The 14,764-nt window shown below is 67.2% G+C and carries 14 protein-coding genes; 3 read left to right on the forward strand and 11 right to left on the reverse strand.

Annotated elements, in window-relative coordinates:
• Positions 1-14 precede the first annotated feature (14 nt).
• Genes AC1DY7_RS03530 through AC1DY7_RS03540 form a run of 3 tightly spaced genes read right to left on the reverse strand, consistent with a single transcriptional unit; the run spans position 15 to position 5,712 of the window.
• Positions 15-4,853, reverse strand: coding sequence for a WXG100-like domain-containing protein (locus tag AC1DY7_RS03530; RefSeq protein ID WP_477492279.1), 4,839 nt, complete (start codon positions 4,851-4,853; stop codon positions 15-17).
• 41 nt (positions 4,854-4,894) lie between these two features.
• Positions 4,895-5,191 (reverse strand): WXG100 family type VII secretion target, encoded by a 297-nt coding sequence (locus AC1DY7_RS03535; protein ID WP_477492280.1) that lies wholly within the window; start codon positions 5,189-5,191, stop codon positions 4,895-4,897.
• Between the two features lie 2 nt (positions 5,192-5,193).
• Complete coding sequence (locus AC1DY7_RS03540; protein WP_477492281.1) at positions 5,194-5,712, reverse strand: YbaB/EbfC family nucleoid-associated protein; 519 nt, start codon at positions 5,710-5,712, stop codon at positions 5,194-5,196.
• A gap of 90 nt (positions 5,713-5,802) precedes the next feature.
• Here AC1DY7_RS03540 and AC1DY7_RS03545 point away from each other — a divergent pair, with 90 nt between their 5' ends.
• Genes AC1DY7_RS03545 through AC1DY7_RS03555 form a run of 3 tightly spaced genes read left to right on the forward strand, consistent with a single transcriptional unit; the run spans position 5,803 to position 8,554 of the window.
• The gene (locus tag AC1DY7_RS03545) at positions 5,803-6,603 is read left to right on the forward strand and encodes a hypothetical protein (protein WP_477492282.1); all 801 of its coding nucleotides are present in this window, start codon (positions 5,803-5,805) and stop codon (positions 6,601-6,603) included.
• The gene (locus tag AC1DY7_RS03550; RefSeq protein WP_477492283.1) at positions 6,596-7,051 is read left to right on the forward strand and encodes a hypothetical protein; all 456 of its coding nucleotides are present in this window, start codon (positions 6,596-6,598) and stop codon (positions 7,049-7,051) included. Before AC1DY7_RS03545 ends, AC1DY7_RS03550 begins: the two co-directional genes overlap by 8 nt.
• Before the next feature lie 9 nt (positions 7,052-7,060).
• Complete coding sequence (locus AC1DY7_RS03555) at positions 7,061-8,554, forward strand: hypothetical protein (RefSeq protein ID WP_477492284.1); 1,494 nt, start codon at positions 7,061-7,063, stop codon at positions 8,552-8,554.
• A gap of 4 nt (positions 8,555-8,558) precedes the next feature.
• On the opposite strand, the gene AC1DY7_RS03560 is transcribed toward AC1DY7_RS03555, so the two are convergent.
• From AC1DY7_RS03560 to AC1DY7_RS03595, 8 genes are all read right to left on the reverse strand, one after another.
• On the reverse strand, positions 8,559-9,329 hold the full coding sequence (locus tag AC1DY7_RS03560) for an ESX secretion-associated protein EspG (RefSeq protein WP_477492285.1): 771 nt from the start codon (positions 9,327-9,329) through the stop codon (positions 8,559-8,561).
• Complete coding sequence (locus AC1DY7_RS03565) at positions 9,326-10,324, reverse strand: beta-ketoacyl-[acyl-carrier-protein] synthase family protein (protein WP_477492286.1); 999 nt, start codon at positions 10,322-10,324, stop codon at positions 9,326-9,328. Before AC1DY7_RS03565 ends, AC1DY7_RS03560 begins: the two co-directional genes overlap by 4 nt.
• On the reverse strand, positions 10,321-11,754 hold the full coding sequence (locus AC1DY7_RS03570; RefSeq protein ID WP_477492287.1) for a hypothetical protein: 1,434 nt from the start codon (positions 11,752-11,754) through the stop codon (positions 10,321-10,323). Before AC1DY7_RS03570 ends, AC1DY7_RS03565 begins: the two co-directional genes overlap by 4 nt.
• Before the next feature lie 39 nt (positions 11,755-11,793).
• Positions 11,794-12,132, reverse strand: a complete 339-nt coding sequence (locus AC1DY7_RS03575; protein WP_477492288.1) for a hypothetical protein — start codon at positions 12,130-12,132, stop codon at positions 11,794-11,796.
• 92 nt (positions 12,133-12,224) lie between these two features.
• Entirely contained in the window at positions 12,225-12,512 is a 288-nt protein-coding gene (locus AC1DY7_RS03580) for a hypothetical protein (RefSeq protein WP_477492289.1), read from the reverse strand.
• A gap of 15 nt (positions 12,513-12,527) precedes the next feature.
• A complete protein-coding gene (locus AC1DY7_RS03585; protein ID WP_477492290.1) occupies positions 12,528-12,797 on the reverse strand; it encodes a hypothetical protein in 270 nt (89 codons plus the stop codon).
• Between the two features lie 76 nt (positions 12,798-12,873).
• Positions 12,874-13,686 carry an ESX secretion-associated protein EspG gene (locus AC1DY7_RS03590; protein ID WP_477492291.1) on the reverse strand — a complete coding sequence of 271 codons (813 nt, stop codon included), beginning with the start codon at positions 13,684-13,686 and terminating at the stop codon, positions 12,874-12,876.
• Positions 13,683-14,759, reverse strand: coding sequence for a PPE domain-containing protein (locus AC1DY7_RS03595; protein WP_477492292.1), 1,077 nt, complete (start codon positions 14,757-14,759; stop codon positions 13,683-13,685). The genes AC1DY7_RS03590 and AC1DY7_RS03595 overlap by 4 nt, the downstream gene beginning before the upstream one ends.
• Between the last annotated feature and the right edge of the window lie 5 nt (positions 14,760-14,764).

The raw sequence follows: 14,764 nt of genomic DNA on the forward strand, positions 1-14,764 counted from the left end.
GGCGGTCCCGCCGCTCAATCCAGATTGCGATACCAGATGTCGAGGGGCTCGCCACCCCGTCCCGCGGCGATCTGCCGCTGCGCGACGGCCCGTATCGCCTCGTAGAACCTGGCCGGATTGCCGTCGGGATCAAGCACCATCTGCTTCCAGATCGACCCCAGCGACGAATTGATGTTGCCGTCCGCCAAAACGGGCCAGCCCATGTAGGTTTGGATGTGATCGGCACCCGCTCCGGCACAGTCCTGTTCGTGCAGAGCCGCGAGGTGTGAGACGACATGTGCGACACGTTCTGCGATGAAGGCATCGGCGTCCGCAAAACGTCCTTCTGCCACAAGTCGATTCGCCTCGTCATGGAGTTGGCCCGCCAGGGCGCGTTCGAAGGATTCCCGGGCGGGCGTGTTCCCACCTCGCGACGGATGGATCCCGTCGTCGTGGAATATGCCGAGGGCCTGTGCCACCTCAGTTGCGGTGCAGCGCGTCAGGCCGCGCATCTGCCGGTCGAACTGCCACGCGACTGCATCGCCCATCTCCATGGCGATCTGTTGGCGCAGGTGCTGGAGATCGAGCACGGGCCAATGTGCCTGGCGATCTGTATTGCTCATCAATTCTCTTGCCACCCAGGGATGTTCCCGCCCGTCTGTGCGGATTCGGGACTCCATGTATTGCGCGACGGCGCGGTCGATCTGGGCTCTTATCTCGACATCCAGGTCGATGCGTCGTGCTTGAGCCGACGCTTGCTGCACCTCGCGGACGTGGGCGAGCGCGGCCGCCTCGGCGCTGCCTCCGCGGGCGGCCTCCGCGGCGGCCCGGGCATTGTCTCCCGAGACGAACTCCGCATACCGGTCGGCCAGTTGCCGCCGCGCCACCGCGGCTTCCCTCGACAATTGTTCGTGCCGATCCTGTGGCGATCGGCGGTCCCACTCGGAGTCGCGGAGCGCGTCACCCGCTTCGCGCAGCGTCGCGTCCGAGTCCCGCAGGGTGTCGCGAGCCTCGCGGAGTGCGGACAGGAGCTCGCGTCGCTCGGCGCGCAGCTGGTCGGCGACCGCCGGATCGTCGTTCTGCTGCAGGCGAGCTCGAACGTCGGCTTCCTCCCGGGCGAGCTGCCGGAGTCGGTCCTGCTGTTCGTCGATCTCCGCACGGATCTCGTCGACCCGATGACGCTGTGCCGCCACTTCGGCGGCGTCGATCGGTACCGCACGGTCGGCTTCATGGTGGGCAGTTTCCGCCGAGTGCTCGGCGTTGCTGACCGCGCGCAGCAGCTCGCGAGACTCGGCGGCCCGGTTCTGCGCATCCCTGAGTTCCTCAGTGGCGGCCTCGATCTTCGCCTTCAGCACGGCTTTGGCCGCCTCATCCGCGCCACGCCGCTCAGATTCCAGGGCCTTGAGATCCGCCCGGCGACTGTTGACCTCCTCGACGCGGGCGGCGTGCGACTCCTGGGCGCGGCGTGCCGCCTCGTCGAGCGCCTGGGCTCGCTGCACCGGAGCCTCGGGCAGCTGAGTAGGCAACTCGCCGTCGCGACCGCGAGCCCTCGCCTCGGAGTCGGCCTCGGTGTGCTGCGCCGCCGGGTGCTCGGTGCTGCGGTGCATCGACCCGTCCGGCTCGAACCTGTTCCACCCCCCGTCGGGCGGAATACGGGGCCGCTCTTCACCGTTCGGGCGGAGTTCGACGCTGGCGACCACCGGCTGCCGGCCGTCGGGGAAGGTCCACACCGGCCTGTCCGGAGCGGTGACCGGTACGCCGAGCTCACGAGCCAGCTCCGAGGCGAAGCCGTGCCGGTCGGCACCGGTGTCACACGACAGCAAGCGGATCGGCGAATGCCCGTCCCACTGCGTGTGGTTGCGGAGCACGTCCGCGAAATCGCGCGCCGACATCCGGTGCTCGTTGCCCGCGCTGTCCCATACGGAGACGCCGTGTTCGTCACCGTGCACGTCGACGGTGAACTCACCCGGGAACTCCGGGACACCTCCGACCGCATCGCGCATCTCCGAATCCGCCGGATCGAAGAACGCCGCGCCCGGTTCGGTGTCGATCGCCGAGTCTTCGAAGACCCGCCGGGCGGCTGGATCCGGTGGCCCGGTGTCGGCATGATCGAACCCCGAACCACGATGTGCCGGATCCGAAGGGTCGGGATGCGGCCCGTGCTCAGGCGAATTCGGAAAGATCCACTCCCCGCCCTTGTGCTGCGGCCAGCCATCGGCGACGGTGTCGCCGGGAGCCTTGGCTGCGACCCACGCCGTGCCGCTGTCGTCCAGCATCGCGACCGGATGGCGTGACCCATTCGGGTCAACCCGGAAGAGGGTCGCTCCCGGCGCCCATTTTCCGTCCACCAGTTGGTATTCGGGATTCAACCCGTGCCGGTCTCCGGTATAGCCCGTGCCCGTATGCGGCGGAGCGCCGCTGGGAAGGTCCTGGACATGGGGGTCGGAGATCCCGAGGTGATCGGTGACGCGCCCGTTGGGCACGAAATGGTCGCCTGCCCCAATCCGTCCCTCTACGACGTAGGCGTGATCGGTGGTGGTGAAAGTCTCGTAGGGCGAACCATTCCCGTAGTCGAGCCGCATGGCATGCAGCAGATCCTGCGGGGTGCGCAGATGTGCCGCGTCGGACGCGACCGACACGCAGCCGCCGACATCGTCGGCATGAAAGCGGCCCGCAGCATCGTAGGGCGCGCCGGGATTGTTGACCTGGTCCAGGATCGATCGCACCGCGGGCTCGCTGACGATCTTCTGGATGACTGCATCGGCATCCGGATGCGGGTGCGCCGTCCGGGCCTCGTACATCATCTGCAGTTCGGCGGTGCTGAAGTGGTTGACCAGATCGTCACGGCCGACCTGCGCCGCGCGATCCTGCATGGCCATGAACTCGTCGAGGGTGACGCCGTGCCGCTCGAGCACCGGCATGACGGCGTCGACAGGATCCGGCCGCGGGGCCGCCAGCTCTGCATGGTCGGCCGGCGTGTGGGTGCGGTCGGCCGACTCGCCGGCACGCTCATCGCCACCGCGACTGGTCGGGGAGTTCCGATCGGTGGTGGTCGAGCGGTCCGTTGGGGCTCGGTGGTCAGACGACTGCTGCGGGGCGCTGCGCTGGGCACCGGTGTCCGGCCCGGACGCGGCCGCGGCAGGGGCGGCATTCGCCTCAAGCGGTGCATGCTCTTTCGCCACAGCAGCTTTCGCCGTGCGCGTGGCCGGGATGCCGGCGGGCGTCGCCGACGGCTTGGCGGCCGGGGGTTCGGATAGCGAAGGGCGAGCGGCGGGCGCGGGCGCACCGGAGTGCTGCGGGGGCGAAGTAGGTGTACCAGGCGCCGTAGACGCGGCTGCCGTGGCGGACGGCGCCGTCGGCGTCGTCGGCGCCGTCGCCGCTGCGGCGGGCGCTGCCGTGGCCGGCTGGGCGGGCTGGTTGGGGCTCGCAGGATGATCGGTTGCCGGCGGCGTGTGCTGCGGCACATCAGAATTCGGCGCCGGGCCGGAAGCAGGCCCTGCCGGTTCCCTGGCAGTACCGCTTTCACTGGACGAATTGTCGTGAGGTGCCGCGCCATCCGGGTGGTCGGTCGCCTGACGACCGGAAACGTCTTGTCCCTCAGCATGTCCTACGGGTTCTGACCCGTTCGGGTGCGCACCGTTCTCCGGCAGGCCGGCCGGGTGGCCCTGTTCTGAGGTCGGGCCGCTCTGGCCACTCGGGTCCGCAGGCGTCGAACTCTGATGTGCCGATTCACCGTTGGCCGGAGGCGCCGCAGAGGCGGCGGTGTGGTTCGCATCATGCGCACCTGTGCTGCCGGGCGTGTTCGAGGATGCCGGTGCGTCATGGTGGCTGGGAGCGGAGTTCGATGTGGCGGGGCCATTCGACGACTGGTGCCCGTCGGCGCTGTGCGACGACTGATCGCCGTTGCTGTGTTGGGCGGTGCCGCCCTCCTGGGCGGCACCGCCGGKGTTCGGACGGGCCGGGGTGGCGGTGTCACCGCCGTGCGCACGGCCGCCGCTGATGCCGCCGGTCGCCGCGCTGCTGGCAGCACCGCCGAAGATCGCGGTGGCGTCCAGCTCCCCACCGGTGGCCAGCGTGCCGGCCACATTGCCGGCGACGCCCGCGGTGTACCCGCTGACCGCACCCTTCACCGCACTGCCCGCGGCAGTCTCGGCGTTGCCCAGGGCGCGGGACGCACCTGAGTGCACCGGCATGGCCGCGGCCGAGCCGACCGCAGCGGAGACACCGGTGTTCTTGACCTGGTTCCAGTCGATGCCGTCACGGTGGCCTGCGGCAGCTTGGTAGCCCTGGATGCCGAGCTCTTGGACCAGGCTGATCGCGGTCTCCCGGCCGACCTCTTTGAGCAACCTGCGCACGGCGGTCTTGGTCAGGGCTTCGCCGAGCTTTTCCACCAACTGTTTCAGCAGATACGAGACCAACTGCCGCACCGTCATCGTGGTGATGGCCTCGGTGATCGGAATGGCGCTCAGCGAGCCGCCGAACGTTTCCGGTGCGGCGGCAAGTGCCCAGAGGATTTCGGCCGCCGCGATCGCCAACGTGGTGATGACCTGCAGCTTGGTGTACTCGGTCTCGGTGCCGGCGTTGTCGCACAGATCGCCGAGTGCCGCCATCGCCTCGGCGAGCTTGTCCACCGAATAGTCGCCGTCGAAGAGCATGGCGAACTGCTCGTCGGCGGCATCCGCAGTTTCGCCCATCAGTACCGAAAGCGTCTCGGAGCGAACGCGATTCAGGTCGGGAATGAGATCGCCGAGGTCACCCGCGGCGTCGCGCCAGTAGTCACCCATGCGGCGCATGGCGTCCTCGTCACCCTGCGGCCATTCCGATCCGGCAAGGTAAGAAACCCATTGCAGGTATCCGGGGATGTTGATGGTCATGCGCGATACCCGCGCCGGTCAACGATCACATCGACGGGCTGCTACGCCTGATCCTGCGCTTCGAGCGTGTCGGCGGCGGTACGAAGACCCTGCGAATAGTCGTCGAGCAAGTCGGTCTTCGCGTCCACCGAGCCGTCCACCCAATCCAGTTGGGCGAGGTACCCGCTGCCGCCGGAGGCGAACTGGGTGCCGATCTTGTCGTCCCCCCACGCCGCACCCTCGGCCGAGAGCTTGCCATGCAACGACGAGAGCACGCCCTTCATCCGCGAACTGACGTCAGCCAAATGGTCCGACGTGGACCGTAGGCCATCCGGGGTGACGCCGAGTGGCTGGCTCATCGCTATCTCCTCACAGTCGGACTGTAGGACGACGGGCCGTCGTCCCAGCCTTCGTCCGGTCTCGATGGTGCGGTTGGCACATCGGGGGCGGGCGGTTTGATCGTCAGGTCGGGCAGGAAGTCACGAAAATCAGGTGCACCGTCGACGATGCTGGACAGCGACGGAAACTTCTTGCGCCGTTCCCTCATCGGCTCCAGCATCGCTGCCGACCGCCGGCCCACGTCCTGCGCCGCGGCCTGGGCCGCCTGGGTGATGTGGTCGCCGAGATCGGCGAAGTCGAATTCCGTCAGATACGACTCGTCGATGACCGTTCGCGTAATGAGACCCTGCGCGTTGACATGCACCTCGACGGTGCCGTCCGCTACCGTCGCACTTCCGGTCAGCGCTGCGCGCTTGCGCTGGATGGCGACCAGGTCGTCCATCTGTTCCTGGGCAAGGGCCAGCACGTCGGCGAGCTCATGCCGAGCTGCGTCGTTGCTCACCAGGTACCCCTCCCCGGAATAGGCGTCGTCACCCCCCATAGGTACGACGCTCTTTCGATTCTGGCAGATGAGCTGTGTGCTTGCCAGGAGGGTTACGGGTGCCCGCCGGCCGCCACCTAGGCTGTTCTCATGTCGCTGAATCCAGCCGGCTACGGTGACCGCGAACTCGTCGAACGCGCTGCAACCCTCATACAGGCCGCTTTACCGCCCGGCTGGACGCATCTGCACGTCGAGTGCGCACCGTCCGGAGAGGTTCAGGCGTTCTGGATCGGAGCCGACCCGTCAGCGGTGCAACCGGTACCCGTGCCGCCGCAAGCGGCCGCAGACCTGTACGCCTATCTCACCCGAGCGGTCACAGGTTCCGGCCTCCAGCAGCTCATCGTCGATGTTCACGCAGATGGCGGGCTCTCCGTCCGGACAGCAGCGGCGCCCCCGGCTCGGTCTGGGGCCTGGCTCAAACGCTCACTGCTCGGAGTCTCGGTGGTGTGCAGCGCCGCGGCCGCCATCGTGTTCGCATTCGGATGGCGCTGGTCTGCACCACCGGCTGCGAATGCCGATCCTCTGCCGACACCGTCGGCGAACCAACAGCAGGCCTTCGATGTCATCGACCACTGGCTGCAGGCGCTGAACACCCGCGATACGGCCGCAGTGCAACAACTGAGCTGCCGCAACCCTGCCGGCTCGGTGCGCAACGACATCGACGCGTTGCGCGGCGACTACCTGGGCAGCTTGGACCACCTGGAGGCGATCGTCGATTTCCGCGACGCCGGGCCGACCTTGGTCGCCAAGGTGTTGTTGCGCGTGAAACCCATCAGCGATCTCCAGAAGCAAGCCGTCGCCGAGAATCAGCGCACCGGATCGGGACTCGCCAACCGCACCATCACTTTGATCGAGGAATCCGGGACGTGGAAGATGTGCGACGGTGCGTAACGGCAGGCGAGTCCCGTTGTGGCTGTGGCTGTTCGTCGCGGCCTCGGTGGTCCTGCTCGTCGTCGCCATGTCAGGTCGCGACGACGGCCCGACACTGAGTGCCATCCCGGCAGATGATTCGATGACCGACGACCAGGCACGCACCGTCGCCGAGACAACAGTTCTCGCGTGGCTGCGGGAACGCAACGCCGGCGACATCGAGAATCTCCGAGAGCTCACCTGTCCCGACGCCCCGCAGTCGTGGGTTTCCCGCCAGCTGGACCACGCCCGAGACGGTGTGCCTCTCGAACCGTGGAACATCACCGCGTTGACCGGATTCAGTCGAGGTGGTCAGTCCTGGACGATCAACGGATTGAGTCCGGACCACGGAGGCATGTTCACCCTGCGCATCGACGGCGGCCGGCTGCGGGTGTGTGAAATGGGCCCGGTGCCCGTGGCTACCAGTTAGGAATAGAACGTGACCACTCCCGGGCCGAATCGGCCACCACAGAACGGGTTTCGATGGGTCGAGGCGCCACACACCGCGCCCTCGCCGGCCAACCGCCGGCGGCGGCGAATCCTGTTCGCGGCGCTCGCATTCGCACTCATCGCGGTGCTGGTGGCCGGCGGCGTGCTGACCTGGCGAGCACTTCACGGGACGGACAAGCACATTGACGCCGTCATCGGATCCCCGCAGGACAGCCTCGTATCGTTTCCGTTGAGCCGCAAGCCGGTACCCGGTTGGCGGCTCAGCGCCGCCGAGATCGGCCTGCCCGACGGGGTCGGGGTGGGCACCCTGTTCGCAGGTATCGAGGACAAGGCGTACTTCCTCTCCGACCGGACCGACCCGGCAGGCGCATCGTCGTCGGGTTGGGTCTACGGCGTGGACACCAAGTCCGGCAAACCCCTGTTCCCACCGGTTGAACTGCCGGGATTTCGCGGCTATCCACTGGGCGAGTGCTACGGCAACGGACCCGGGGTTGCGGTGTGCCTGACCGACGCCAACCCCACTGGCGGGACACCCCAGACGGTGTGGGTGGTGGATCTGGCCCAGGGCCGGGTGACCTTCACCGGCGAGACGGACCTGCACCTGCAAGGCGACAGCGGCGCCGACAAGTACTCGGTGTTCGCCATCGGCAGCCACCCGGGCGAAACGCGGTTGGTCGCAGCCCGCGAGGGCGAGGGCGTCTACGGGATCGGGCCCAAGGCCGAACGAACGTGGTTCGTCCCCGGTGGCGGTGAGATCTTCGACCCGGGCTACCGCGAACCGACCGGCGTGCCGGCACCGACGATCGCTTCCCAGAACGCGTCGCCGGACACTCCGGACGCACCGTATCGGGTGTTTTCCGTCATCGACGGCAAAGACCTGACACCCAGCCCGCCGGAGGGCACCGCCATACGAAAGTCGTTGGTCTACAACGGCGGCTTCGCCTACAGCTTCCAGGAGGCAGGTCACCACGACGGGCTGCTCTTCTACGACACCGACGGCCATCCCGTGGGCCGCTACCAGGACGAATCGGATGATCTGACAGCTGTGGACAACGCCGTGATGCCGATGGCACGGCTTCGTTCGGACCCGGCGAAGTGGCTGGTCCTCTCCGCGTCCGGCGCCCTGGTGCAGTCCCTAGCCGCACCCGACGCCGACGTGACGTTCAAGATCGTGGGCACCCGCCTGTTCATCAGCCAGCCAGGCACCGAGGACCGCTGGCAGCAGTGGGATCTCACAAGCGGAACGGCTGGTCCGGTATGCGCGCTGAACCTCGGCTACGACTACATCGGGTCCGACGGCTCGATCATCATCACCGGTGGCGGACTCACCTCCAGCACCGTGACCGCGGTCGATCCCAGCACCTGCCAGACGGTCTGGCAGATCGACCCGGAGCAGCCGGACGGTTCGATGCATCTCTGGCAGGTCGGCACCGGACTCATCCAGGCAACCCGGGATGAGGTCACCGCGCTGACGGCCGGATGAGAACCTATGCGCCACTTCGGAATTGGCGTAGCACCGCCACATCGTCGGCGATCAGCCGATCGATGCGATCGGCCAGCCGATCTTTCGATATCGGCTGCGCCACATCGAAGTCCGGTGCGTACAGATAGTCCCCATCATCACGCACACGTAGCCACACCAGCGCATTCTTGCCCCGGTCCACTCCCCACCGCCGCGTAGGCCGCCAATGGCTCTGCACGGTGGCGACCGCCGCGACAGAACTCCGTGGAACGCGCACGGCGCCCGCGACGTCGCTGTGTGCGCGCACTGCCAACTCGAACTCGGCATCGACATCTGTTCTCCGGCCCTGGTATTCAGGGACCGTGATGGCCGACTGGGAGCCGGGCGCGATGTCACCCATCGCGTCGGCCACCGCCCCACCCAAATCGTACGGCGACAGCGAGAACATCTCGATGACGTCGGCATCGTCCTGGCAGGCCAGGTAGCCCAGTTCGCCCTTGCGATGCGCGACGACACGAATACTCGTGGCGTCCCGGGCGACGAACTGGACATGTGCCTCCACCCTGATGTCGGCGCGGGTGTACGTGCCCGCCCAGTTCTGCAGCACCTGCAGGTCGCCACGCTGGAAGCGGTCGACCACATCCCGCTCGTGCAGCGCGAAGGCTTCCGGCGAGAAGGCCGGGGCCCGGGTCTGCATGAAAGGAAAAGGGATGAAGTCACGACCGTAGTGGGTGCTCACAGCGGTGAGGTCAACCACCGAGATCGAGCCGACCTGCTTCATCGAAATACGCCTCACGCCACCACCTTCAGATCGCCATCGGTCTGTACCGACGGTGCTCTCCGCATACGCAGGACAACGGCTGTCGCGCTCACCTGGTACTCCGCCGCGAGCAACAGCACGATCGAGTCTGCCGCCAATCCCGTTTCACAACAACGGACCAATCCGGCCGCCTGGGTGCTGGCGGCCAGGTAGCCCTGTTGGAGCTGATATTCATGCAGCGACTCCGACCACGGTAATGCCATCTTCCTCGCCAGCATCCGGTACGGTTCACCGCTTCCGGAGCCATGCGGAACGAAGTGCGTGACGTATTGCGGGCTCACACCCGCGTTGACCAGCGCGGCGCGCGCAGCGGTGGCCAGCACGCGGACCCAGTTGCGGGCGGAATCCGCGTCCACTGCGGACACCGCCCGGCGGTAGGACGCCTGGTAGTCGTCCATGGACGCGTGCTCGGCGAAGCCGTCTCTGGTTCGCCACAGATCGACGGTGCCAGGCTGGCTCGCCGTTCCCGTGCCGAGAATATCGGCGAAACCTCCCGTCGTGGTGAGCAACGCGGCGTGGGCGACATCGGAGAAGGGTTCGCCTCCGACCGAACGAAGTGCCGCGAACCGATCACCCCAGGACCAGTTGTCGGCACCGGTACAGACGACGGCCCCGGCCGCAGTGCCGGCTTGTAGTCCCGCAGCGACCAACCACGAGGTCAAGCCTGCCGCGCAATACTGCTTGAGTTCCATGGCGTTACCGGAATGCCCCAGCACACCCTGCTTGATGTGGTGGTGTGCAGGCCATCCCATCGGACCCTGGTAGCCCGAGCCCGCGTGTAGCGCCCACCCGACGTCCCCTGCATCCACTCCCGACGCCAGCACGGCCGCCCGCCCGGCGTGGATGGCCATCTCGGCCGGCGACCGGTCCGGCAACTCGCAGACCCCGTGCCAGCCGCTCGTGTTGCGCACCGCGGCCGGAATCGGCACCGGGGCCGGCAACAACAGGGCCAGCGCCGACAGTGCCGTCACTTGTCGGCGGACGCCGCCGCGGGACCGGCGGCCGGTTGCTGCGCATCGTCACCGACAACCGCCACCACCGCCTCGGCAGTACCGGCCACCTCTTCGCCGTTCTTCCTGCGCCGCAACGCTTTGTTCGCCTTATGGACCGATCCGTCCGAACCGGCCCCGCGATGTCCTGCGGCCGGAGCACCCGCACCACCTGCCGAGCCGGACCCGGATCCCGCCGAGAGACCGGCTCTGGATGCCTGCACGGGGCTACCTGCTGCACTCGCCGGCGAGGCGGACATGCCCATGTTGCGCGCCAACGGTGCACTACGCACACCTGAACCGCCACCGCCGCCCTTGGCGCCGCCGCCGGAACCCAGCCCCTTCGCGGCCTCACCTTTGAGGCCGTTCGGGCCCAGGCCGAGCATTCCCTCCGGAAGACCTTGGGACTGCGGGCCATTCATGGCACCGAGGGCTTGGTCGAGGGCCTGCTTGGCGGCGTCGCCGGCCTGCCCGACCGCGTCCTGGGCGGCACCGGCGGCATCCGACAGCGCGTCCGTCGGCAATTCGGGCATCCCCCCCTGTGGGGTGGTCGGCTGAGACTGATCAGACTTGCCGAGGTCGAGCGGCGAGGCAGTCAGCTTGTCCGGAATCTTGAAATCCGGCTTGCCCGCGCCGCCCGCGCCGACACCTCCGCCACCACCGCCGCCGCCACCGCTGCCGCCACCGATGTTCGGCCGGTTCGTGGGGGCAGCCGGTCCCGGATTCTGCGGGGTGGGCACACCGCCGGTCAGATCCGGGTTGCGAGAGGCGATCTGGCCGATGTTGAACGCGTAGTTGGTCATCACCTGCTGCGCGAGGGTGTCGTACTCCTGCTTGATCTCGTTCCGGTGCTCCGGCCACGAATTCATGTCGTCGTCGTAGTCGCTCTTGCGGTGGACGACTTCGCGCACCACGTTGCCGATGGTCGTGGCAAACGCCGGCGAGAGATGCACCATGCCCGTCGCGGCTTGTGAGGCGCCGTTCAGTTGAGTGAAGGACGCGTCGATGTTCTGCTTTGCCGCGTCCGCGGCCGAACCGACCCAGTTGTGCTCCGAGCCCTTCATTCCTTCCAGGAACGTCCGGTAGTCACGCACGGATTGCGACATCTTGTTGGCGATGGTCTCCCAGATGGCGCCGTGCCCGTTGGTGATGTCCTCGCCCGCGTCCTTCATGTGGTTGTACACATCGTCGAAGCTCACGGTCGTGTACGAACCGGGAGCCACGTCAAGCGGTTTGAGCGGATTTCCACCCGGCATGTCGGAAAGGTCGATCTTGCCCTTCAACGGGTCGTATTCACCGTCGTAGCTGGTCCAGTCGGTGAACATGCCCGGCAGGCCCAGCGTTTCCTCGCCCCAATTGTCGAGCCACTCGGCGCCGCTCTCGATACCGTCGCCGATATCACTCCAGCACACGATGGCCTCCGTCCCGATGCCGCAATGTCACCGAACTGTCTACCCAGATTGGATCATGCGGTTGCACGCGTCGATCACGGTCTGTTTGTAGGCCTCCAGATAGGCGATGTATCCGGTCAGCGTTTCCTCAAGAGTGTGGGCGTCGCCCTCTAGGCCGGCCTTGGTGTCGGTGGCCGAGTCGTAGGTTCCAGGGTTCCCGATGGCCTTCAATTGGGCGAGTTGCGTCTTCGCGGACACCAGATCCGAGTGCAAAGCGTCGATCGCCTTCACGTACTGGTCCCGGCCGGCCACCGAGATCTTCAGGTCCGCATCGCCGGAGCCCGCCTGCCAACCCTTCATCTGGTCGGTGAGCGTTCCGAGTTGATTGTCGTCAGCCATTCCCCAGCCCTCCACACGGCATCGAACTGATGGTCATGCGCCGTGAGGTCCGGGCCCAGCCGAACGCCGGGCCCGGACTCCACGGTCATCGGTCAGAACGCGGCGGCGTTGGCCCGGTCCATCGCCTGCATGGCGTCCTGCTGCTCCTGCGCCTGCTTCTGCGTGTTCACCGTGGTGTTCAGCGCCTCTTCCAGCATGTTGTTGACCTGCTGGTGCGCCTGGTTCAGCGCGAGTGCGCCTTCACCTTCGTACACCTCGGCCAGCGTCTGGAAGATGGTCTGGATGTCTTCGCGCACATCCTGGATGGCGTTGGTCATCCCGGTGATGTCTTCGAGGTGTCCGGCGTTGGCGCCGAAGTTGTAGAGAATTCCGTCAGCCATGATTGTCTCCCTCTCTTAGCCCTGGTCCAGGTTGGCGACCGAGCGCATGTGCTCGGAGCCCTTTTCGACGATGTTGTTCAGAGTCGAGATGATCTGGTCGTACTCTTCGCGCTGTCCCTGCGACACGCGGCCGTAGCTACCGGCCGAATCGCCGTGCCAGGAGGCCGACAGCATCTGCTGCTGGGCGTCCTCGATCTGGTTCAGCTTCTGCACGGCTTGGTCACGCGCGGCGGTGATCTGCTCGATCTTCGCCTCGGCTTCGGCCGGGGTGAGTGAAACTGTCATGTGTCACTTCTCTTTCTGTGATCGCAATGTTTTGTGTTCCATGGTCTTTGAGCCTCTGGGCCGTCACGCATTCCCGTTAAAGGTCCCCCCATCCCTCGTCGGAAAGCTCCACCAGCTGGCCGATCGCCTGACCCAGCGCGTGACCGGAGCCGGCCTTCAGGGTCGTCCACAGCTGTCCTGCCGGGGAAGCGCTCGGGGCGGCCACGATGCGACCACGCTTGGTGTAGAACACCCCGACCGCGGCCGGAGAGCGGGCGATGCGGCCTTCGTCGTCGATCAGCGCGTGATAGACGATCTCGGCGAACGCCTGCCGGGACGCGAGCGCTGACCCAAGCAACATGGCCGCCCGGGGCTCGGCTCCGAGCGCTCTGATGCGGTCCGCCAGACCGGCCGGATCGTGTGTGCCAGAGAGCTTTTCGGCTACAGACCGCAGCGGTGCGCCCACCGGCGTGACCTCCGCCGCCGCGGATCGCGGCAACTCCGCCATCAGGGCAGCCGCGGCGTCACGCAGTTCGACTCCATGACCCACCACTCTCAGCACCAGGTCGTGCCCGATCCGGCGAGCCAGTACGCACAGGGCTCCGCGGCGGGCCACACATATGCGTGCGGTCCCTTCGGGCGTCACCAACCGCATGGCCAGTTCGCGGTCGGGGCGTTGCAGCACCTGCAGCACGGGAACCAGGTCCCGATCCACGACGCCGTCGACGATCAACTCGCGCGCCGCCAACGCCTGGGTGGCACGATCGAACGCGGAATCCAGCTTGTCGAGAGTGCTGTGCCTCGGCCGTACAGCCAGCACGGTCGGGAAGCTCTGCACCCCGACTCGCGCCGCAGCGACCTGCAGTTCGTCGTCGGTGAGCGCGAACTGCGGCGCCACCGGCGCCGTCATATCGACAGCTCCTTGTCCACACCGAGCACCGGCGGCGCCACCCAGCGGTCAGAGACCTGCTCCAGCGCGCGGTCGGGCTCCTCGGCGAAGCTCGGCGCCTCCGGCCCGTCGGGCACCACGAGTTCGTCGAACACGGAGGTGTTGGGGCCCCAGCTGACGTTGGCCACCGAGAAGGGGGCGTCGCTCTGCGCCGCCGCGGGCAGCCATGCGCCGCCGTTGTCGGACAGCCCGGCACCAGGCTCACCGCCACCATCCAAAGACGCCGCCGGGATGGATGATTCGTGCTCGCGGTTGTTGTCGCCACGGCCGTGGGCACCCGACATCGGACCGTATCCGCCACCGCCCATGCCTGCCCCGCCGGCACCGGTTGCGGCGACCTTCTGCAGGTTCTTCGGTTCGCTGCTGGATCCGGCGCTGTTGACCTGAAACGGGGTCAACGGCGGCGGGGCGACGCCGGCTCCACCGCCCCCGCCACCACCGCCGGAGCCTTCACCGGCCTTGGCGTCCTGTTCCGCCTTGAGCGCGTCCCCTTTGGCCACATCGGGCGGCAGGGGCTGGTCCCACGGTTGTGCGAGTTCGGTACACGCATCCTCGTACTGCGCCATGACCGCCGCCGCGTTCGCCTGGTCGGCCGTCGCGGCCTCGTCGAACTCGGCGAAGGTGCCCGTGAGGACGGCACCGTTGTACGCCGCCAGCGAGGCCATCATGTCCTGAGATGCCTTGGCCTCGATGGCTTCTGAGACACTGGGCATCGCGAGGATCGCCACGGTGTTGGCCACGGCGGCCTGCTCGGCACGCTGGCCGTTGGCTGCGGCGCTGAGGCTGACCGCCTGCAACCACTGCCCGAACTCTTCGAGTTTGCGCGTGGCCGCGTCTGAGCCCTGGCTGGCGAAGGACGATTTGATCCGCTCGATGACCTTGTCGAAATCACTTGATACAGAAGCCAACTCGTTGGCAACCCGAACCCACGCGGCCCCCGCCTGACCCACGGAATTCGGTCCGGGACCGTCGGTCAGATCACGGGCAAGCTGCTCCGTGCTGCGCGACTCCCAGTTCACGTTGGTGAACCCCATGCTCC

Source organism: Mycobacterium sp. P2_H7 (genome assembly GCF_056403275.1).

Bases quoted from the DNA above. Each gene is read 5' to 3' on its own strand.
- AC1DY7_RS03590 (WP_477492291.1), bottom strand. From the start codon at position 13,686: ATGACGGCGCCGGTGGCGCCGCAGTTCGCGCTCACCGACGACGAACTG.
- AC1DY7_RS03545 (WP_477492282.1), top strand. From the start codon at position 5,803: ATGTCGCTGAATCCAGCCGGCTACGGTGACCGCGAACTCGTCGAACGC.
- AC1DY7_RS03575 (WP_477492288.1), bottom strand. From the start codon at position 12,132: ATGGCTGACGACAATCAACTCGGAACGCTCACCGACCAGATGAAGGGT.
- AC1DY7_RS03595 (WP_477492292.1), bottom strand. From the start codon at position 14,759: ATGGGGTTCACCAACGTGAACTGGGAGTCGCGCAGCACGGAGCAGCTT.
- AC1DY7_RS03535 (WP_477492280.1), bottom strand. From the start codon at position 5,191: ATGAGCCAGCCACTCGGCGTCACCCCGGATGGCCTACGGTCCACGTCG.
- AC1DY7_RS03580 (WP_477492289.1), bottom strand. From the start codon at position 12,512: ATGGCTGACGGAATTCTCTACAACTTCGGCGCCAACGCCGGACACCTC.
- AC1DY7_RS03540 (WP_477492281.1), bottom strand. From the start codon at position 5,712: ATGGGGGGTGACGACGCCTATTCCGGGGAGGGGTACCTGGTGAGCAAC.
- AC1DY7_RS03585 (WP_477492290.1), bottom strand. From the start codon at position 12,797: ATGACAGTTTCACTCACCCCGGCCGAAGCCGAGGCGAAGATCGAGCAG.